Consider the following 20663-nt stretch of genomic DNA (forward strand, 5'->3'; position numbering starts at 1 on the left):
GAGAGCCGTAAAAAAGGCTCTCTAAACAAAAAATATTTTTTTATTCATGCTTAAATATATACTCTGGGAACTCTGTGGTTAATATCGCAGGTAAGTTCATAATTAAAGCGTCCGCTTAAGTTTCCAAGCATCTCAGCCGAGATCTCTTCACCGGAAACAGGATCTTTTCCGAGAAGAACAACTTCGTCTCCCTCTTTTGCATCAGTAATATCCGTTACATCGACCATGAACTGATCCATGCATACTCTTCCGAGAATATTTGCGCGATGCCCTTTTATAAGAACATAGCCCTTATTTGAAAGGCTTCTTGGATATCCGTCTCCGTATCCGACAGGTATTGTGGCAATACGCGTCGCGCTGTCGGTAACAAAGGTTCCGCCGTAGCTTACCGGTGTTCCCTCAGGAACATCCTTTATCATTACTATATGGCTTACAAGCTCCATAGCCGGCTTAAGATCAATAATATCCTTCGCAACTTCATCCGAAGGCCACATTCCGTAGATTGTAACGCCCGCTCTTACCATATCCATGGAAGATTCGGGAACCGCAATGATGCTTGCGGAATTTGCGCAGTGATGGATCGGTATCTTTTTACCTGCGGCAGCCTCTGCACTCTTTACAAACTCAGCAAAGATCTGTTCTCTTTCTTTTACATTGGAAAGATCCTTCTCATCGGCTCTCGCAAAATGGGTAAATATACCTTCAACCTCAATACCGCTTACTTCAAATGCTTTTTTGACAAACTCTTCTCCGCTCTTGTCATGACGGATTCCTATCCTTGACATTCCGGTATCAACAGCGATGTGTATCGGAGCAGAATTCTTAATCACGCCCGACTTCATAAGTCTTTCTGCGCAATCTCCCAGCTCTTTTAACATATCTTCCCTAAATACCGCGGGCCTTATTCCCAAAGAAAGCATTTTCTCATATGCATAAGGGAATGTGTAACCAAGCACCAGTATCGGCTTTTTGATTCCGTTCTCTCTGAGGTCAAACGCCTCCTCTGCCGTCGCAGTCGCATATCCCCAGATATAATCTTTATTTTCCAAAAAATTGGCAATTCTCAAAGCGCCGTGTCCGTACGCATCCGTCTTGATGACAGCCATGATCCTGACTCCGTCCGGGATATTATTCTTCATCGCTTCAAGATTATATTCTATTGCACCAAGGTCTACTCTTGCGCAGACCCTTGAATTCTCATCATACATTTCCATTCCATCCGTTTTTAATTCAAAATATTCTCAAGTTCATCCACTATGTCGGAAGCAACCATCGAAAGCTTTCCGTGACGAGCAGCCGCCAGATCGCCCGCAGCCCCGTGCAGATACGCTCCTATGCAGGCGCATTCAAAAGAACTAAGTTCCGTTCCCACAAGAGCTCCAAGCACGCCCGAAAGCACATCTCCGCTTCCCGCGGTTGCCATGCCGTCATTTCCGCTTATATTAATATAAATCTTTTTTTCGTTACTGTCACTAACAACGCTTCGCGCATCCTTACAAATGACCGTACAATGAAGTTCTTTGGCAAGTTCTTTTGGATAAAAGAGAATATTCCTCTTACACTCCTTAATATCCCTTCCAAAAAGTCTTGCAAATTCAGCAAGATGAGGCGTAAGGATAAGCTTTTTGCCGTTTCTTCCAAAGTTGCCCGCAAGACGCCTAAGTTCCTTATCGGTTGAAATAAGATTAAGTCCGTCCGCATCAACAACAAGGTTCTTGTCATATCTTGAAAGAACGATTTTAAGGATCTCAGCCCCCCTACCGGTCATCCCGATTCCCGGGCCCACAACCGCTGCCGTCGACCAGTTCATCGCATCTTCAAGCTTCTCCGAAACAGGTTCATAGTCCTCATATGTATCAATAAGGACTTCCGGAATAACAGTCTTTATGACTTCCGCATTTTCAGAAGCCGTAAACACCTTTACCATCCCTGCTCCGGCTTTGAGACACGCTCCCGCGCTAAGCGCACATGCTCCGCTTATTTCCTTCGAGCCGGCAATTATAAGGATTTTTCCGTTTGTTCCCTTATTTGAATACTTTTTTCTCTCGGGCAAAAGAGCTGTAACTTTCTCGTCATAAAAGAAATATTCCGGAGTGTTTCCGCAAAAGCTTTCTTTTGTAATTCCGGCATCGCAGACAACAAGCTTGCCAGTATATTCGCATCCCGGATACAGAATATGTCCCAGTTTTACGCAGTTAAACGTAACAGTTTCATCAGCTTTTACACAAAGAGAACAGATCCTTCCGTCATCAGCATTTATCCCCGAAGGAATGTCGACAGACACAACAAAAAGATCGTCTCTTCTGTCTTTTTTGCAATCATTGATATAGTCGATAACCTCGGCATAACTTCCCGTAATATTTCTGGAAATCCCTATACCAAACAATGCATCTACTATAATATCCCATTCAGCAGGGCTTTTGTTGTCTCTTATATTGGAAAAAGTGTCAGCATTGATTCCGTAATTTGCCGCGATCTTAAGTTGCTTCAGGCACAGGTCGCTGCACTTAGTCATATCACCGACTACCACAAGCTTGACTCTTATGCCCCTTTGTTTTAAAAGCCTCGCGGTACAAATGCCGTCTCCGCCGTTATTTCCGACTCCGGCAAAAACAAGCGCTGTGTACTTTCTGTCTGCGTTTTTGGAAGAAATATGTTTTTCAATCTCATCAGCAACGCAGAGAGACGCTCTTTCCATCAAAATCTCAGTGCTCACTCCGAAGACCTCCGAAGTATTTCTGTCATATCTTTTCATCTCATCGCTTGTCACCGCATACTTCATAGCTTATCTCCCCTTTGAAAAAAGCTGCCATCAGGCAGCTTTTTAAATCAATTATGATGTGTAATCCTTGTCATTGCCTGCAAGAGGCCTGCGGATAGGATGTCTTCTGTCCGGATCGTATTTCATATCGAATATTTCAATAACTTCCGGCCCAAAGATCTGATGCATATAGGAATAAAGATTATAATTTTCCATCTCCGCCTGTTGCATGAGAACTATATTCTTCTTAAGTTGCACTCTGAAATCCGAAACCCATTTATCAAGTTCCGTGATGTACTCGGTATTATCATGAAGTCTCTCATAGCAAACCTTCATCGTTTCGATCATCAGCTCGTAATCGGCTTCATATATCTTTTTCGAAAGATCCCTGAGTTCATCATCGTAGGATTCGATTCTTTCGTTGCAGTCATTGATAAGTCTTGTTCTGTCTTCAATTTTTTTCTCGATAGCAGATGAATCACCCGCTTTATTGGCTTCGTCCCTAAGGGGCACAATCTCACCAAGAAGCTTTTTCTTAACCTTCTTAAGGTCCTTGGTCTCACTGCGCAACTTCCCGTCACGCTCGACAAGTGCATTCAATTCATCCGCAAGATTCGAGATCTCCGGTGTCATTTCCGTCTGCGTAAAAAGCTGGTGCCATTTGTTATCCAGCGTCAAAATGGGAATATTCTTTCCCTGTAACGCAGACATATAAGCTTCTTTGTCTTTTGCCATTAGTTTTTCTCACCTGAGTTAAACATTTTTTCCTGACCTGTTTATATTATACGATAATTTCATCAAACTGTCAGATAAATGTACATTTTCTACCACAATATAGTCAGGCACCTCGAGATCGACGTGTGCAAAGTTCCAGATGGCTTTAATTCCACACTTGCATAGTCTGTGAGCCATCGGAACTGCCTGATCCTTCGGAATGGTCAAAACAGCTATCTCTATTTTATTGTTTTTTACAAAATCTTCTACTTCATCGATTGGACGAACTTCCACATCTCTTATCTTTGATCCGAAAAGATCGGGGTTACAATCAAATGCTCCTTTGAAAACAAATCCTCTTCTTGTAAAATTCGTGTAACCCGCGATTGCTTTGCCGAGATGTCCGGCTCCGATAATAACAAGGCTGTGTTCCTTGTCTATTCCCAAAATCTTACTGATCTCGTCATAGAGATAACCTACGTTATAACCATATCCCTGCTGACCAAAACCACCAAAATTATTAAAATCCTGCCTTATCTGAGAAGCAGTGACTTTCATGATGTCGCTAAGCTCTTGAGAAGATATTCTCTCAACACCTTTCTCCTTGAGATCTCCCAAATATCTGAAATAACGCGGAAGTCTGGAAATGACCGCCTGAGAAATTTCCTTATCTGCCATATTCTGCTCCTTTATTATGTATTATTTTTAACTGAAATAATTCTTAGAATTCTCTTTTAAACAATAGTATAGATTGTTAAGGATTATACAAAATAATTATATCTGTGCGTTAAATCTATGTCAATCGGATAAAGCCACATATTCCGCAAAAACAGCTGATTTACCGCGCCATTTACTTTAATAGTGAAATCATATATTATTCAATACGAATTACATCTATTGATAATAAAGAAAGTTGAGGATAAATCATGTCATATAAAGATTATATGGTACGCGCAACCGCAGCAGATGCGCAGATAAGAGCTTTCGCTGCAACAACAAGAGATCTTGCCGAATACGGAAGAAAAGCACACAACCTCTCTCCCATTGCCGCAGCGGCACTCGGACGTCTTATGACAGGCACTGTAATGATGGGAACAATGATGGATAACGATCAGGACCTCATAACCGTAAAGATGGACGGTGACGGTCCTTTAAAAGGAGTTCTTGCTACAGCCGACAGGTTTGGTAATGTTAAGGGCTATGTTACAAATCCTTATGTTGTCATGGAACCAAATGCGGCCGGACATTTAAATGTAGGAGGCGGAATCGGCGAAGGTACTCTCACCGTTATCAGGGATATGGGGTTAAAAGAGCCCTATGTCGGCCAGGTTCCTCTGTATACCGGAGAAGTTGCCGAAGATCTCACATACTATTTTACCAAGTCTGAACAGACTCCTTCTTCAGTCGGACTCGGCGTTCTTGTTGAAAGAGAGAATCTTTCCGTTATCGCCGCAGGCGGATTTATCATCCAGCTTCTGCCCTTCGCTTCCGAAGAAGTAATATCAAAGCTCGAGGAAAATCTTACAAAATTCTCTTCGGTTACTGATATTCTCAAGGCCGGAAAGGCTCCTGAAGATTTACTTAACATAATTCTCGAAGGCTTCGATATAGAGATCACAGATAAAATTGATTTAAATTTTTTCTGCAATTGCGACAAAGACAGGGTTGAAAGAGCCCTTATGTTAATTGGCCGAAAAGAGCTTCAGGAGCTGATTGACGATGGAAAACCTATAGAATTATGTTGTCATTTTTGTAACAAAAAATATATCTTTAAAACGTCTGAACTCCTTGAAATTCAAAGAAATTTGAAATAACACCTTTTATAAAAACAGATTATGCGTTATACTATTACTTAGATGTTAGTAACATTTTACTAACAAAGTTACAGGGGTTTTAACAAAGGAGGTAATAGTATGACAAGACACACTGTAAAAAAATCGCGTGCCATCAGGACCGTCATGTCCTTAACTCTGGCATCGACTATCTTTCTGACTTCCGGTATAGGTGCAGCCGTTGCACATGCCGGAGGAAAAGAAGGTGTACATATAAATAACACTTCTGGTGTAGCCAGTATCAATGATTTCAAAAAGCTTGTAGAAGAAGGAAAGGATATGTCCGATAAAACAGTTATCCTTTCAACCAATGATGCACAATGTAATTTCGATAAATATCCTTATGTTGCATCTCTTAAGAACTTTTTTGAAGATAGCTTGAAGTCTGATGTTGTTCTTATCGACACAGGTGATTTCTGTGAAGGTAAAGATATGGAAAAATTTTGGAGTGCCAACGGTGGTGCTCAGTGCATGAACACTTACGATAACGATTATGCCGCTTTCCTTGCAATGAATGAAGCCGGCTATGATTTTGCTAATTTCGGAAATTACGGATTCAACTACGGATCCGATATAAATACAAACAATTATTTTGATTCAGGTTGCAGCATTGTTAATTTCGACTGTGCCGACAAGGCAATGAATGCTGCTTGCAAAGGCAAAGGAAAGGATTTCTCACAGTCATCCGATTGCTTCTCAAGCATTATGAAGCAAAACAACCTTTGTGACAACAGCTTCATGTATGACTGTGCTAATTCAGACATGAAGATCGGCTTCTTCGGATTGCCCGAATATGAAGCTTTAGGAAACTATGACTTATCCAAGAATTCTGAATGGTATACTTGCGCCGAACAGCAGGCTCAGAGTCTTAAGGAAGATGGTGCCGACCTTGTTATCTGCATGTCCCAGCTTGGCTTGGGTGATGCTCTTAAGGGTGGCAGCGGAATCTTTAATCTGCTTGGCAATTTGTTTGGCCTTGGCGGAAAGAGTGCCTCAAAGGGTGCATCCAAGGGCGGATCAGGCATGGATTTCATCGATCTTCTTCTCGACGGTTGCTCTCTCTTCGCTGAAGGCGAAAGCGCTCTGCCCCTTAAGTTAGCTGATATGCTTCTTCGTAATATCGGTGTAACAATTCTTGATAACAACAGCAAGTCTATCGAAGATAATTTCCTCTTCTCTCTCGATGACATCATCAAGAACCTTGGTGGTGATTCAAACATCTCCAAGTTCGTAAGTGATATGATCGGTGGATTTGGTTTCAACCTCTTCGGCGATGCTGATTGCGACTTCGATTGCGATTGGGATTGGGATTACAACAGCTGCACAGGAAAGACCAACGGCAAGTCAACACCTCAGCCCAAGCCTTCACCACAGCCTAGATGCGGTGACACACCTCAGCCTCAGCCCAAACCTTCACCACAGCCAAAGCCCACTCCACAACCTAAGGGTGGCACATCCACTCCAAAACCGGACGGAGCCGCTGCACCTAAGGGTGAAACAGTTCCCGCTAAACCGGACGGAGCTGCTGCACCTAAGGGTGAGACTGTTCCGGCTAAACCTGACGGAGCTGCCGCTCCTAAGGCTGAAACCGTTCCCGCTAAGCCCGACGGAGCACCTGCCCCTCAGTATCAGCAGAACAGCAAGTCATTATTTGACGAATTATTCCCTGAAGAAGAGGATGATGATTTCTTCTGGTTCTAATTTTCGAATGAAAAAGTTTTAATATATATCGAACCACTTCTTTGATCATATATCAGGGAAGTGGTTCTTTTATTAATATATTAAAATATGAGTTAAAAATTTAGGGGTTTAATTAATTTTCTTTTTACGTTATACTATTATTTAAGCATTGGGGCCCAAGATGCTTACTACGTGACACAACAGAGATTTTAACATCAAAGGAGGTAGTAGTATGAAAAGACACAATGTAAACAAAGCACCTGCCATTCGGGCTGTAATGTCTATGATAATGGCAACAGCAATCTTTCTTTCTTCAAATTTCGGTGCGTCTGTTGCACACGCCGAAACAAAAACCGTCTCATACGAACACAATGAGTCTGTTGACGGAAAAATATCTGATTTCAAAAAAATGGTAGCGGAAGGCAAAGACCTGTCCGACAAGCTGGTAATTATTTCCACAAACGATGTACACGGTGCTATACAGAAATATCCATATGTAGCATCACTAAAAAACTTTTTCAAAAATGAACTCAATGCTGATGTTCTCCTTGTCGACTCCGGAGATTTCAGCCAGGACAAAAATCCTGAACACAATAATGAGGACGCCGACAGTGCCAACTGCATGGAACCTTCAGAAGGTTTGGCCGGTGTTGAAGCCATGAACGCTGCCGGATATGATATCGCGACTTTAGGCAATCATGAATTTGAAAGTTTCGTTAAGCTTGATAAAAATCTATCGAAAGCAAAATTCAAAGTTATTTGTTCAAATCTAGTTACAAAAGATGCTCGTACAGAACTGGAAACCGCCGAAAAAAACAATAAAAATGACAACAATGCATTGATGAACGCATTTAACAGTCTTACCGAAAAAGATTATTTTTGCGCCCCAAGTTATACATATAATAGTTCCAAAACAGGCATAAAGGTTGGTTTCTTCGGCCTCCTTACAGGAGAAGCTAACATAAATAATATTTCAGCCAAAAAGTTAAAAGACTCGCTGGCATTATCTTGCGCAAAATATCAGATAAACTCTCTTGGAGATAATGGTGCGGATATCATCATCTGTCTTTCACACTTAGGCCTTGAAGATGACCGTGGTGACCACCAAAACAGAAGTATCGATATATACAACGCAGTGAAAAACGATCCCACATACAAGGCTAATTACCCTCTGGATCTGGTTCTTGACGGTCACTCTCACACTCTTATAAGCTCAGGCGGAAACGGTGAACCTATCATGTCAGGCAAATATATGCTTCAGTACGCAGGCATCACTATCATCGGAAAAGACACAGACGGTAAAGCTAAAATTGAAAAATCTGTCCTTGTATCACTCGATGACATGAAAGAGAATCTCGGTCCCGATGAAGAAGCAAATGCAACCATTACAAGTATTATAAATTCATATAACCCGAGCTTCTTTGGCGGCACACCCGAAAAAACAAGCAAAGAAAAGAAATCCAATCGCTCACACTCAGACAGCAAAAGGAGGAAATCGGCATGAACATTATAAAAAACAAAGCAACTAAAGCCCTTCTATCAGTTTCAATGGCCACTACCCTTTTCTTTACAGCAAATGTCAGTGGCTCAATTGCAAATGCCCAAGTTGGTGATATTAACTATCCCATTCCGACCCCAAACTTCAAAGAATACAGTCATTTTGATGAACTGGCAGCAAATAATAAGAATAAAAGTTCTTCCCTCAAAGGCAAGACAATAATCCTGACAACAAACGATGTACACGGTGCGATTGAAGGTTATCCATATCTTGCAGGTTTAAAGAAGACTTTAAAAGACAAGTATCAGGCTAATGTCCTTGTCATTGACGCAGGTGATTTTAGCAACGACAAAAAGAAACCAATTTATACAACCCCCGATAATTGTAATGCAATCGATCTGATGAACAAAGTAGGTTATGATGTTGCAACCCTTGGTAATCATGAATTTTATAAAGCGCAATACCTTAAAGGCAACATCGAAAGAGCAACATTTAAAGTGATAAACGCAAATGTCACGCAGGAAAACACTTTTGATTTTATTAAAAACCACAAGATCACCTTAAACGAAGATGATCCCAAAAACAAAATAACAATAGGCTTTTTTGGAGTTGCTACCCCTGATGTAACTACTTTTGACCCCAAAGTCTCTGTTGCTGTCGGCGATAAACTGCTCAACATTTCCAGAGATCAGGTTACAGAATTAAAAAATAGCGGATCTGATATTGTTATTTGCCTGGCTCATTTAGGTCTTGAAGATGCATTTGAAAAAGATCAATGCCGAAGTGTTGACGTTTATAACGCCTTGACCAAAGGAAACGCGGAACAAAATATAGCTCCGGTACCACTTGACCTTATTGTAGACGGTCACTCACACAGCACTATTACTCCTCCTCAAAAAGGTGAACCTGAAAGAGAAAAAATATTATCAACAGGTACCGAATTTGAAAATATTGGAGTTATAGTCATCGATAATAACGATAAAGCAATTGAAGAGACATTCCTTCTCAAAACAAAGAATTTACCAAAAAATCTTCGCGATTCAGACGTTCAGAAAGATGTAGACAAAATAATATCTCAAACCAAATAAAGTAATATATTTTTCCCACCGTATAAGTAAAAGCGCCACTTTTTTGAGTATCAATCAAAAAAGTGGCACTTTATATTATTACAATTTCTCTTTACCTAACAATATCTCCATAGCATTCAGGCCTTCTGTCTCTGAAAAGTCCCCATGAAGATCTCATCTTTCTATTCTCTTCAAAGTTATATTCTGCATATATAATCTCTTCCTTATCTCTGCTTGCCTCTGAGATCACATCTCCAGTCTCATCGGTAAGGAAGCTGCTTCCGTAGAAGCACAGGCTTGAACTCTGATTGCCGTTTTCTTCGCATGGTGTAACTTCTTCCGTTCCTATCCTGTTTGCAGCAGCAACAGGAATAACATTTGCAGCGGAATGTCCCTGCATGGTTCTCATCCAGTGTCCCGAGCTGTCAACATCAAGTATAGGTTCAGATCCTATTGCTGTCGGATACAGGATAATATCGGCGCCGTTTATCGCAAGGCACCTTGCAGTCTCAGGAAACCACTGGTCCCAGCATATTCCGACACCGATATTTCCGACAGAAGTCTTAAACACCTTAAATCCGGTATTTCCGGGTGTAAAATAGAACTTCTCCTGATAGTAATGATCGTCGGGAATATGAGTTTTCCTGTAAATATCAACTATCTCACCGTCAGAATCTATCATGACAACAGAGTTATAGAATACATTCTCATCTTTTTCAAAAATACTTATTGGCATTACCACATTGTTCTTTTTACAGAAATCCTTGAAATAAACTACCGCAGGATTTGTAAGTGCAGGCTCTGCAAGCTCATAATAATCGTATCTTCTCTCCTGGCAAAAATACTTTCTTTCAAAAAGTTCAGAAAGAAGAATGAGCTTTGCACCGTTCTGTGCCGCTTCCAAAGCAAGTTTTCCCGCTTTTTCTATATTGCGCTTTACCTGCTCCTCATCGGATGCCGCGCTCTCTCCGCATGCAAACTGGATACATGCAACTTTGACAGTATCTGACATTTTAATGTCCTCCGTATTATAGACAAGTTTTTTATTTATTCCGGTATCTGCTGTGTTATGCAGTGAATATTTCCGCCGCCAAGCAGAATGTCTGTAGCAGGGATGCCTACAACTTCTCTGTCCGGATGAATCTCTTTTAATATATCAAGAGCTCTCTTATCGCTCTCCTTATTCGCTCCGCCAAACTGAGGAACAAGAAGTGCTCCGTTAATATAATAATAATTCACGTAACTTGCGGCAAGTCTCTCTCCTACGCTTCTTTCATCTTCGCCGTCCTCAAACACATAATTGGCGAGATTATCTTCATTTATAAGAACGGGAACATCGGGAATCGGAAGCTTGCGAATCTTTATTTTCCTGCCCTTCGCATCTGTCTTACTCATAAGATAATCATATGATGCCTTCGAAAGCTCGTATTGAGGGTCATTCTTATTATCGGTCCACGCAAGAACAACTTCTCCGGGTTTTGTGAACGCGCACACATTATCTACATGCTCGTTCGTCTCATCATTGTAGATTCCTCTGGGAAGCCATAAAACTTTCTCAGCTCCGAGATATGTCTTTAGCTTTTCTTCTATCTGTTCTTTTGAAAGAGAAGGATTTCTTCCCTTGCTTAAAAGGCAGCTCTCAGTAACCATCAATGTTCCGTCGCCGTCCGTATGAACAGAGCCTCCTTCAAGGATAAATGGCTCCGCATCGTAATATTCATATCCGCAAAAATCGCAGAATTTTTCGGGAACCGCATTATCCTTATCCCAGCTTGCATAAAGTCCGTCAAATTCGCCGCCCCATGCGTTAAAGCCAAAATTCACGCCTCTTTTCGATCCGTCTTTTCCCGAAACAAATATTGGTGCAACGTCTCTTGCCCACGAATCGTCGGTATCGATCTTTATAAGATTCATCGCATGATCAAGTCTTCCTCCGCAGTCTGTGCAGATTTTTCTCGCTATCAGATCGGTGAACTCTTTTGCCTCCGCGTAATATAGAGGATTGCTCGGAACAAGAAGATATAAGTCTTCTCTTTTTAATATCTCATAAAAGATCATTCCAAAAGAAGCAAGCGCTCCGCTTCTGTCTTTTCCCCAGCTTCCCGGTCTTGTGGGATATATCATTATTGTGCCTTCATGCCGGTCAAACTCCGCCTGCATACGAAAGCCGTCATTTATGGGCAATGCGCCCTTTCTCGTTATCTTCAACCTAACTCCTTACTCATAATCTTGATTTAAAATCGTCATATGAAAACTTCTTAAGTACTTCAACACTTCCGTCTTTATGCATAATATCGATATCGGGAAGCGGCATACCGTTAAATGTATTGTTCTTTACCATGCTGTAGATTGCCATGTCTTCAAAAGTGAGCCTGTCACCGATCTTAATTTCCCGTTCAAAGCTGTAATCGCCTATAACGTCACCCGCAAGGCATGTTCTCGATGACAATCTGTAGGTATACTCTTTTTCATCGCAAAGGCCCGAATCCTTAAGAGGCGGCCTGTAGGGCATTTCAAGCACATCGGGCATGTGACACGCAGCCGATGTATCAAGAATAAGAACAGGATAATCCTCCGTCTCAACAATATCCATCACCGTGGTAACAAGATATCCCGCATCAAGTGCTACCGCTTCACCCGGCTCAAGATATACATCAATATCATACTTCTCTTTAATATATCTGATAAGATTCTTAAGCCCCTCTCTGTCATAATCAGGCTTTGTAATATGATGTCCGCCGCCGAGGTTTATCCATTTTATCTGTGAAAAGAATTCTCCAAAGTCATTTTCAACTTCGTTAAAAGTCGCCTCAAGTGGCTCAAATCCCTGTTCACACAGAGTATGGAAATGAAGTCCCTCCACTCCTTTGGGAAGCGGATCCGGAAGATTTTCTCTCCTTATTCCAAGACGCGATCCGGGTGCACAAGGATCGTATATCTCATGTCCTTCCTGCGTGCTAAATTCAGGATTGATCCTTAGTCCAACAGAAAGTTTTTTCTCTGAGACTGCTTTCTCCCATACGTTTCTGTGGTGTTCAAGCTGTGCTATAGAGTTAAAAACTATATGATCTGCAACTTCACACACAAGAGGAAATTCCTCATCCTTAAATGCCGGCTCAAATACGTGATTCTCGAGCTTTTTCTTTCCCTCGAAGGGCTTTATCATTTCTTCGTAAGCAAGCTTCGCCTCGTAAAGTCCCGAAGCCGTAGCTCCCTGAAGGTATTCTCCTATAAGAGGATACGTACTGTACGCAGAAAAAGCCTTCTGTGCAAGAAGAATCTTTGCCCCCGTGCCTTTGGCAATATCCGATAAAATTATCAGGTTATTTAAAAGTTTCTGCTCATCTATAACATAAGCAGGCGTTGTTATTTCGGTTATGTTCATTAAAACTCTCCTAAATCCTATTTACTGCTCAATTTCCTACAACAAAAAAACAAACAAAGCTCCACTTCTAAAATAAAAAGTGAAGCTTTGCCTATATTATAATCGCTTAAAACAATCTCAATCAACCAAAATCGGATTCTCGTCAACCACCCAAGGAAGTCCGTATTCATTAAGCATCTCCATATATGGATCGGGATCGAACTCATCTGTTGTATATACGCCCGGCTTTTTCCACTGACCGTTTACGACAAGGGCTGTTCCGATCATTGCAGGCACACCTGTTGTGTAGCTGATAGCCTGGCTTCCGAGTTCTTTGTAGCACTCCTGATGATCGCATACATTGTAGATATATACAGTCTTTTCTTTTCCATCTTTGATTCCGCGGAAAATACATCCGATATTTGTCTTTCCTACAGTTCTGGGACCAAGGCTTGCGGGATCCGGAAGAAGTGCCTTAAGGAACTGGATAGGCACAATATCTCTTCCCTCAAACTTGATAGGAGTCGTTGAAAGCATTCCGACATCTTCAAGGCAACGCATATGGTCAAGATAACTCTGTCCAAATGTCATAAAGAAGCGGATTCTCTTAACTTCAGGGAAGTTCTTTCCGAGAGCTTCGATCTCTTCATGGTGAAGAAGATACATATCTTTCTGTCCAACTTCAGGGAACTCATATACTCTCTTGATCTCCATAGGCTTTGTCTCAACCCAGTGGCCATCCTCCCAGTAGCTTCCGTTTGCGCTTACTTCACGGAGATTGATCTCAGGATTAAAGTTTGTTGCAAAAGCATAACCATGGTCTCCGCCGTTGCAATCAAGGATATCGATATAATGAATCTCGTCAAAATAATGCTTTTTTGCATATGCGGTAAATACGCTTGTTACGCCGGGATCAAATCCTGTTCCGAGAAGGCCTGTTATTCCTGCCTCCTTGAACTTATCCATATATGCCCACTGCCAGCTGTAATCAAAGTATGCTGTAAAGCCCTTCTCCTTGCAACGCTTCTCATAAATCTCACGCCACTTCGGATCGTCTGTATCTTCAGGCTCATAGTTTGCTGTATCGATATAGTCAACCTTGCACTCAAGGCATGCGTCCATGATCACGAGATCCTGATAAGGAAGAGCAACGTTAAGAACAGCGTCAGGCTGATACTCCTTAATAAGTGCGATAAGCTCGTTTACATCATCTGCATTTACAGACTTTGTAGTAATCTTGACACTGCTACCGCTCTTTTCTATCTTTTCCTTTAATGCATCACACTTAGAAACTGTGCGGCTCGCAATACAAAGCTCGGTAAATGTCTTGCTGTTCTGACAGCATTTCTGTATCGCAACCTGTGCGACACCACCGCAACCTATAACAAGTAATCTGCTCATCTTGACATATCCTCCTCTTCCTGAAGCAAATCTTCTACATACTTTGGGAGCATAAACGCTCCTTTATGTAAATGTGTAGTGTAATACCACGTCTTTATTCCTCTTTCATCCCATCTGTCGGGATTAAAATCCTTGAGCGGATGGTACTTCTTGCTGGCGAAGCCAAAAAGCCAGTATCCGGCGGGACATGTGGGAATATGCGCCTGATAAACCCTGTTTACCGGGAACACTCTGTACGCCTTCCTGTGCATTGCCCTGCAACTCTCTTCGTCCTCATCATAGAACGGGCTTCCATGCTGATATACCATTATTCCATCGTCATGAAGCGCTTTATAGCAGCTTCCGTAGAACTCTTTGGTAAAAAGACCCGCTTCATGTCCCAAAGGTTCTGTCGCGTCATTTATTATAAGATCGTACATATCATCACATTTGCGGAGGTACTTAAGACCGTCCTGATAATAGATATGTACTCTGTCATCCTCAAGACCTACCGCATTGTCGGGGAAATACTGCTTGCAGACATCCACAAACATATTGTCCGGCTCAACTACGTCGATTACCTTGATCTCCTCATAATGAGTAAGCTCTCTGGCAACACCGCCGTCACCGCCACCGAGAACGAGAACTCTCTGAACCTTGGGATGAACAGCCATAGGAACATGTACGATCATCTCATCATAAGTAAACTCGTCCTTCTCGGAAAAGATAATATTACCGTCCGAAGTAAGGAATTTGCCAAACTCAGGCGAATCAAAAACATCTATTCTCTGAAATTCGCTGCTGCCGGAAAAAAGCTGCTTGCTGATCCTGATACTGATCTTAACATTTCCGGTATGCATATCACTGAACCAATAATCCATCTCTGCCATTATCGATCTCCTATTTATTTTAATACAAAAAGCTCCGAAATATCTTCGCTCTCAGGTCCCTGCATCGCACATCCCTTCTCCATAGCCGTCTTAATATACGAAAGGATATCCCCTGTTATTACTTCTCCGGGAGAAAGAATCGGTATTCCCGGAGGATAACACATTACAGATTCGGCGCTTATCCTTCCTACACACTCTTCGATAGGAAGCTGCTCTTTTTCCGCATAAAAAGCTTCCTGAGGCGTAGCCTTGACGATAGGTGTAACATACTCTGCCGAGAAAAAGCTCTGCTCAGGCTTAGAATAAAGTCTTCTGATATCCGCAAGCGCTCCCGCAAGTCTCTCTATATCCTGAAGTCTGTCTCCTATAGAAATATATGCCATGACATTCGACAAGTCTCCAAACTCCATCTGAATGTCATATTCATCTCTGAGAAGATCGTATACCTCTATTCCCGTAAGACCGATGCTTCTCGTATTTACAACAAGCTTGGTCTCATCAAAGTCAAAGATACTTCCTCCGTTTATAAGCTCATTGCCATAAGCGTAATATCCGCCTATATCATTTATCTCTTCTCTGGCGTACTGCGCCATCTTAGTTACTTTTTCAAAACTGTCATGTCCGTTGAGAGCAAGATTTCTTCTGGAAATATCAAGACTTCCCAAAAGAAGATAACTTGCACTTGTAGTCTGGGTCAGATTTACAATACGGCTGATATAGCCGATATTCGCATCCGATCCGCAAAGAAGAATCGAACTCTGCGTAAGACTTCCACCGGACTTATGCATACTGATAGCTGCCATATCAGCACCGGCAGCCATAGCATTTAAAGGAAGCCCGGGTCCAAAATACAAATGAGTTCCATGTGCCTCATCAACCAGAGCTTTCATTCCGTTTTCATGTGCAAGATCGACAATTGCTTTAAGATCTGAACAAATTCCGTAATACGAAGGATTGTTTATCAGAATAGCCTTGGCATCGGGATTTTCCTTCACTGCCTTCTTTACATCTGCAATCTCCATACCAAGCGGAATTCCAAGCTTGGTATCAACCTTCGGATCAATATATACAGGTACAGCCCCACATAAGATAAGTGCATTTATCGCACTCTTATGCACATTTCTGGGCATGATGATCTTTTCACCTTTTTTTACATGAGAAAGAACCATCGCCTGAACAGCACTCGTCGTGCCATTTACCATCATAAATGCATGCGCGGCGCCAAATGCATCCGCCATAAGCTCCTCAGCTTCCTTGATAACAGAAACCGGATGACAGAGATTATCCAGAGGTTTCATGGAATTAACATCTATCCCAACACATCTGTCACCCAAAAAACGTACCAGTTCAGAGTTCCCTCGTCCCCTCTTATGCCCAGGTACATCAAAAGGTACAACCCTTTGCTTGCGAAATTTTTCAAGAGCGTCATAAACAGGCGCTTTCTTTTGTCTACTAAGGTCCAACTGCCGTTCCTCCTACCATCGAGAAATGGTGTTGCACAAGTTCTCTATCAAAAAAGAGCGGTGCGTACAGTGTAAAGCGTACGCACTACTCCCCAATCAATTCTAATTGTGCAGCAAAATTATGATACTATATATCTTCCCATTATGAAAGTAAAATTTCGCAGGAAATAAAGTATTTAAGCTACTATTCTATTATTCTGTATATCTGTGTCAAAATGCAAAATTAAATGTGTAATTGAGCCCCGCATTGTAAATCTTATCATTGCTCTGTGTAATCTCTAATGTCGCATCTTTCCAGCCGTTCAGCTTAATGATTCCTTTAATATTGTTTCTGTTTCCGGTAAACTCAAGCTCTCCGTTACCTTTATCTTTAAAGGTTCCTTCCAAAAGAGCCATCTGATGAATTGAAATTACAGCCTCATTAGTGTTATCAGCACCTTTTCGTGTTATAAGTATACTGCTGAGAGTATCTGAATCCTGAGTATCGACAAAAATTCCGTATGCCGATCTGTCAGGGATTTTAAACTTCTCTTCTCTTGACTGGGCAATTTCATATGCAAGAGCCACGCATCTGTTATGAGTGGTATCCTCCATGAATTTGCTTGCAAGTTTAGGATCTACGGCTTCGCCATTTTTGCTGTCGCCGATACTTTTCTTCATTACATCTTCTTTAACTGCATTCCAGTTTTTCTGGTCTTCAAGAAGTTTTTCTCTCTTAGCGACATCCGATATGCCGGCAACTCTTGTACAAAGTGTATTTAACTCGCAATCCCATACAGTACGAACAAGTCCTGCAGCAACATCCTTCTCTTCTTCTGTAACAGCCATTGAAGAAAATTCTGAGTACTTTTTAGCGATCTTCTCTACTCTGTCAATCTCATTCTGCATTGATGTCGCATCAGCTATAGCATCCTTAATCTCTTCTTTGATTTCAAAAGAGTGATCCTTGAAAAAATCAAACTTTGATGGATCTTCTGAATCCGCACTTCCTGCAATCTGTATTGCATTCGCATTTACATTTGCAGTGACCATTTTAACATTGGCCGGGTCAACCCCAACTACGGTATCTGCTGCGGCGCATCCCCATACGGCAACTGATAGCGTTGAGATCAGTAACATTGAATTAATTGACATTTTCATACTTGGCTAATTCCTCCGCTTAACGTAAAACATAATATTAAGTGTCATCATTTGCTGCTTAGTATCGCACACAATCTGATACATAAGTCATATTATAGCATATAATGCGACCTAAATTGTGAAGATTGTGAAAAGTCGTTTAATCAATAATAAACTTACTCATTACCGAATAATTAACTAAAAAGCACTACATCCAGCAAGGATTTTATGATTAATTTAGTCTAAAGTCAAGAGAAAAAATAAACCATTTCAATCCCCGTGGTGTAGCGCTTCACAAGTTTTTCTTATTTAAGAAAAATGTCTTATTCTAAGTTCAATTCCGGTTTTTTCAGATAATTCCTTACATTTCTCGATATCCTGTTCAGGAAGGACATCAACAATCGACCATTTGACATCTTTTATCTGTTCTTTGCATTTCACTGCAAAATCAACCATCTTATCAAAACCGTTTTCATATTTGGGTCTCGACACTTCCTGATACTTTGCCGCATCAGGTGCATTAAGGCTGACAGAAACGCTGTCGATCACCTTTGAAAGCTCAGGTACAATATTTCTGCCGTTTTCCTCATTGCCAAGCCCATTGGTATTAAGACGTGTCTTTAATCCGAATTCTTTTTTCACAAGCCCTGCCGCCTCAATAAGCGTATCCAGTGCACAGGTTGGTTCGCCGTATCCGCAGAACACAAGCTCATCATATCCGGAAAAATCATAATTACGTATCGCATCTAATACTTCTTCTTTGGTTGGATTTTTCTCATGCCATAGATTATCGGCACTTCCAAGTCCATTCTTTAGTGATCTGATGCAAAAAGTGCAACTGCAATTACATTTATTGGTAATATTCGCATAAACCGAGTTTTTGTATGTATATAAGATATCTGCCATTTCCCTGCTCCTTATGATGTAAATTTTAATATATTTCTCTTTATTCCCGCGCTCTGGAACGCTGCCGCTCCTATGTAGAAAAAGATCGCGCTTCCGCCGGACTGTACAAGGCTGCCCGACAAAGCAGACAATAGTGCAACTTCGCTTCCAAACAGAATCTTTTCCGCAATATAATATCCGGTCGCCGAGATAAAGAATGAAATTATTGGAGCTATAATATTTCTTTTCGTAAGAAGCGCATCGCTTTTACTTGTAAAAGGTAATACGATAAGCATCTTTATTATCACCGTGGCAACAGCCCACATAGGTGCTGTCAAAAGATCGGCGATTCCTCCCCCGAGTGCACCTACAATCATTGCATATGGCGCAGGCAAAAGTACCGCAGAAAGATATATGACCGAATCACCAAAGTGCACATATCCTCCGTTCACACCAACAGGTATATGAAAAATATATGCCGTAAATATGACGGTTAACGCAGTCATTGCTCCGGCGAGGGTCATAAGTCGTATTTTTGTATTTGCTTTTTTCTCTGTCATGGAAACGTCCCTCCCATATCAAATATTTATATGAAACTTTACAGCAAATCTGATTATATAGAAATAGTCAGATTATGTTTTTTTGATATGACCAGATGGATTCCGACGATTTGATCAACTTGCCATTCGAGACTCGTCATAACAATCGACAATCTCTTTTTTATCGGCTTTTACCGCAGCAATCGCCGCAACCACAGCAAATGCTGCCATAATTATTGAAAATGTCCACGCATATTTAAGTCCGCAATTATCAAACAGATATCCGCTATAATACTTAACAATACCGGTTATAAACGCTGAAACAAAGTCTGTAATACCATACAATCTTCCTCTCAGATCGGCAGATACTTTTCCTGCCAGATACGCGCCTACAGCCGTGGCCGTCAGGATTTCTCCCAATGTAAAGAGAATTATTGATATATAATATCCCCCGATCAGACCAAATGACAGAAGGAACGAAGCAAAGCTGAGCACCTGAAATACTGTTCCTATCATATATTTTTTTGCAAGAGATACTTTTTCCAGCAGCATGGTCATGAATGGAGTAAAAAGAACTACTATTATGCAGTTCAAACTTGCAACCGAACCATATATCGCCGCACCGGTTTCCGGATAAGCTTTGGAAATATCAAGTGGCATTAGATATCCAAACTGAGAATATGCCCCTTCTTGAAAACACATGGCTATAATAAAGAAAATAAGCGCAGTGCTGCTTTTAATGGCACTCCATATAGTCTCATTGCCCGCTTTCTTTACCATAGCGTTCGATTTGGCTTCTCTGCCGGCAAAACCTTTATCTTTCACAAAAAGCCCAATCAGAACGGTAGAAATTGATATTGCAAGTCCATTTATGATAAAGCACAATTGCAAATGGTTGTTAAACAAAAATCCTGCGATAGTCGGTGCAAGTATCAGTCCGATATTTTTTCCGAGGTACAGCAGCGAAAAGGCTTTTTCTCTTTTATCCTTGGGTGTTATATCAGCAACAAGCGCACTATAAGCAGGATGCTCAAGTGTCTGGAAAAAGGATCCCGCCATTATTACACATATCGCAAAGAGGGAAAGCGGTAAAAAACCACTTGTGATATAAAGGATAATAGATATAATATCGCAAAATATTATTAGTTTTTTCTTGTTAAATTTGTCTGCAAGATGTCCGCCCCATATATTTGCCGGAAGAAAGAACAATCCGCTGATTATTGAAAACATCGCAGTATCAGTGGCATTCATTCCAAGCTTCTTGTTTAGGATCATAGTAAGAATCGGCCAGATCATCGCGCCAAGATTCGTTGCTATCCTTCCTATAAACAAAATGTAATTTTCTCTTTTAAGTCCCTTGTATTGTGTAAATAATCCCATGATGTCAATCCTTCCTCGAAGCAACTCTACGTATTAAGTCAAGAAGATAGCATTTTTACAATAAACAGTCAAGTTCCTGTCAAACTAAAAA

Annotated in this window: 18 protein-coding genes; 4 read left to right on the forward strand and 14 right to left on the reverse strand. The window is 41.2% G+C overall.

Features of this window, described 5'->3' with window-relative positions; translation table 11 throughout:
* Positions 1 to 50 precede the first annotated feature (50 nt).
* From alr to G628_RS0112100, 4 genes are read right to left on the reverse strand one after another with little or no spacing between them, the layout of a single operon-like run.
* Positions 51 to 1208, reverse strand: coding sequence for an alanine racemase (gene alr / locus G628_RS0112085; RefSeq protein ID WP_081670711.1), 1158 nt, complete (start codon positions 1206 to 1208; stop codon positions 51 to 53).
* 17 nt (positions 1209 to 1225) lie between these two features.
* Positions 1226 to 2782 carry a bifunctional ADP-dependent NAD(P)H-hydrate dehydratase/NAD(P)H-hydrate epimerase gene (locus G628_RS0112090; RefSeq protein WP_027209238.1) on the reverse strand — a complete coding sequence of 519 codons (1557 nt, stop codon included), beginning with the start codon at positions 2780 to 2782 and terminating at the stop codon, positions 1226 to 1228.
* A 51-nt stretch (positions 2783 to 2833) separates the two neighbouring features.
* Complete coding sequence (locus G628_RS0112095) at positions 2834 to 3496, reverse strand: hypothetical protein (protein ID WP_026654487.1); 663 nt, start codon at positions 3494 to 3496, stop codon at positions 2834 to 2836.
* 18 nt (positions 3497 to 3514) lie between these two features.
* Positions 3515 to 4153, reverse strand: coding sequence for a redox-sensing transcriptional repressor Rex (locus G628_RS0112100; protein WP_026654486.1), 639 nt, complete (start codon positions 4151 to 4153; stop codon positions 3515 to 3517).
* Between the two features lie 248 nt (positions 4154 to 4401).
* Here G628_RS0112100 and hslO point away from each other — a divergent pair, with 248 nt between their 5' ends.
* From hslO to G628_RS0112120, 4 genes are all read left to right on the forward strand, one after another.
* Positions 4402 to 5289, forward strand: a complete 888-nt coding sequence (gene hslO, locus G628_RS0112105; RefSeq protein WP_026654485.1) for an Hsp33 family molecular chaperone HslO — start codon at positions 4402 to 4404, stop codon at positions 5287 to 5289.
* Between the two features lie 99 nt (positions 5290 to 5388).
* Positions 5389 to 7008 (forward strand): hypothetical protein, encoded by a 1620-nt coding sequence (locus G628_RS0112110; RefSeq protein WP_027209239.1) that lies wholly within the window; start codon positions 5389 to 5391, stop codon positions 7006 to 7008.
* 211 nt (positions 7009 to 7219) lie between these two features.
* Positions 7220 to 8491: a metallophosphoesterase gene (locus tag G628_RS0112115; RefSeq protein ID WP_027209240.1), complete on the forward strand. Its 1272-nt coding sequence runs from the start codon at positions 7220 to 7222 to the stop codon at positions 8489 to 8491.
* The gene (locus G628_RS0112120) at positions 8488 to 9573 is read left to right on the forward strand and encodes a metallophosphoesterase (protein WP_027209241.1); all 1086 of its coding nucleotides are present in this window, start codon (positions 8488 to 8490) and stop codon (positions 9571 to 9573) included. Before G628_RS0112115 ends, G628_RS0112120 begins: the two co-directional genes overlap by 4 nt.
* Positions 9574 to 9664: 91 nt before the next feature.
* Here the strand turns inward: G628_RS0112120 and G628_RS0112125 are convergent, their stop codons facing one another.
* From G628_RS0112125 to G628_RS17380, 10 genes are all read right to left on the reverse strand, one after another.
* The gene (locus G628_RS0112125) at positions 9665 to 10564 is read right to left on the reverse strand and encodes a nitrilase-related carbon-nitrogen hydrolase (protein ID WP_026654482.1); all 900 of its coding nucleotides are present in this window, start codon (positions 10562 to 10564) and stop codon (positions 9665 to 9667) included.
* A 35-nt stretch (positions 10565 to 10599) separates the two neighbouring features.
* The gene (aguA, locus tag G628_RS0112130; protein WP_034500927.1) at positions 10600 to 11760 is read right to left on the reverse strand and encodes an agmatine deiminase; all 1161 of its coding nucleotides are present in this window, start codon (positions 11758 to 11760) and stop codon (positions 10600 to 10602) included.
* A 13-nt stretch (positions 11761 to 11773) separates the two neighbouring features.
* On the reverse strand, positions 11774 to 12937 hold the full coding sequence (nspC, locus tag G628_RS0112135) for a carboxynorspermidine decarboxylase (RefSeq protein ID WP_027209243.1): 1164 nt from the start codon (positions 12935 to 12937) through the stop codon (positions 11774 to 11776).
* Positions 12938 to 13054: 117 nt separating this feature from the next.
* Positions 13055 to 14317: a saccharopine dehydrogenase family protein gene (locus G628_RS0112140; protein WP_026654478.1), complete on the reverse strand. Its 1263-nt coding sequence runs from the start codon at positions 14315 to 14317 to the stop codon at positions 13055 to 13057.
* Positions 14314 to 15177, reverse strand: a complete 864-nt coding sequence (gene speE, locus G628_RS0112145) for a polyamine aminopropyltransferase (protein WP_026654477.1) — start codon at positions 15175 to 15177, stop codon at positions 14314 to 14316. The genes G628_RS0112140 and speE overlap by 4 nt, the downstream gene beginning before the upstream one ends.
* A gap of 23 nt (positions 15178 to 15200) precedes the next feature.
* Entirely contained in the window at positions 15201 to 16649 is a 1449-nt protein-coding gene (locus G628_RS0112150; protein ID WP_026654476.1) for an aminotransferase class I/II-fold pyridoxal phosphate-dependent enzyme, read from the reverse strand.
* Between the two features lie 210 nt (positions 16650 to 16859).
* On the reverse strand, positions 16860 to 17789 hold the full coding sequence (locus G628_RS0112155; protein WP_027209244.1) for a hypothetical protein: 930 nt from the start codon (positions 17787 to 17789) through the stop codon (positions 16860 to 16862).
* A gap of 288 nt (positions 17790 to 18077) precedes the next feature.
* The gene (locus G628_RS0112160) at positions 18078 to 18674 is read right to left on the reverse strand and encodes a TIGR04100 family radical SAM protein (RefSeq protein WP_026654474.1); all 597 of its coding nucleotides are present in this window, start codon (positions 18672 to 18674) and stop codon (positions 18078 to 18080) included.
* Between the two features lie 11 nt (positions 18675 to 18685).
* Positions 18686 to 19213, reverse strand: a complete 528-nt coding sequence (locus tag G628_RS0112165) for a TIGR04002 family protein (RefSeq protein ID WP_051199188.1) — start codon at positions 19211 to 19213, stop codon at positions 18686 to 18688.
* Between the two features lie 114 nt (positions 19214 to 19327).
* The gene (locus tag G628_RS17380; protein ID WP_051199189.1) at positions 19328 to 20572 is read right to left on the reverse strand and encodes an MFS transporter; all 1245 of its coding nucleotides are present in this window, start codon (positions 20570 to 20572) and stop codon (positions 19328 to 19330) included.
* Between the last annotated feature and the right edge of the window lie 91 nt (positions 20573 to 20663).

The organism is Butyrivibrio hungatei NK4A153, from assembly GCF_000424465.1.
GTDB classification, from domain to species: Bacteria; Bacillota; Clostridia; order Lachnospirales; family Lachnospiraceae; genus Butyrivibrio; species Butyrivibrio hungatei_A.

Bases quoted from the DNA above. Each gene is read 5' to 3' on its own strand.
- G628_RS0112140 (WP_026654478.1), bottom strand. From the start codon at position 14,317: ATGAGCAGATTACTTGTTATAGGTTGCGGTGGTGTCGCACAGGTTGCG.
- G628_RS0112115 (WP_027209240.1), top strand. From the start codon at position 7,220: ATGAAAAGACACAATGTAAACAAAGCACCTGCCATTCGGGCTGTAATG.
- speE (WP_026654477.1), bottom strand. From the start codon at position 15,177: ATGGATTATTGGTTCAGTGATATGCATACCGGAAATGTTAAGATCAGT.
- G628_RS0112110 (WP_027209239.1), top strand. From the start codon at position 5,389: ATGACAAGACACACTGTAAAAAAATCGCGTGCCATCAGGACCGTCATG.
- G628_RS17380 (WP_051199189.1), bottom strand. From the start codon at position 20,572: ATGGGATTATTTACACAATACAAGGGACTTAAAAGAGAAAATTACATT.
- nspC (WP_027209243.1), bottom strand. From the start codon at position 12,937: ATGAACATAACCGAAATAACAACGCCTGCTTATGTTATAGATGAGCAG.
- G628_RS0112165 (WP_051199188.1), bottom strand. From the start codon at position 19,213: ATGACAGAGAAAAAAGCAAATACAAAAATACGACTTATGACCCTCGCC.
- G628_RS0112120 (WP_027209241.1), top strand. From the start codon at position 8,488: ATGAACATTATAAAAAACAAAGCAACTAAAGCCCTTCTATCAGTTTCA.
- G628_RS0112160 (WP_026654474.1), bottom strand. From the start codon at position 18,674: ATGGCAGATATCTTATATACATACAAAAACTCGGTTTATGCGAATATT.
- alr (WP_081670711.1), bottom strand. From the start codon at position 1,208: ATGTATGATGAGAATTCAAGGGTCTGCGCAAGAGTAGACCTTGGTGCA.
- G628_RS0112095 (WP_026654487.1), bottom strand. From the start codon at position 3,496: ATGGCAAAAGACAAAGAAGCTTATATGTCTGCGTTACAGGGAAAGAAT.
- G628_RS0112125 (WP_026654482.1), bottom strand. From the start codon at position 10,564: ATGTCAGATACTGTCAAAGTTGCATGTATCCAGTTTGCATGCGGAGAG.
- G628_RS0112155 (WP_027209244.1), bottom strand. From the start codon at position 17,789: ATGAAAATGTCAATTAATTCAATGTTACTGATCTCAACGCTATCAGTT.
- hslO (WP_026654485.1), top strand. From the start codon at position 4,402: ATGTCATATAAAGATTATATGGTACGCGCAACCGCAGCAGATGCGCAG.
- G628_RS0112090 (WP_027209238.1), bottom strand. From the start codon at position 2,782: ATGAAGTATGCGGTGACAAGCGATGAGATGAAAAGATATGACAGAAAT.
- G628_RS0112100 (WP_026654486.1), bottom strand. From the start codon at position 4,153: ATGGCAGATAAGGAAATTTCTCAGGCGGTCATTTCCAGACTTCCGCGT.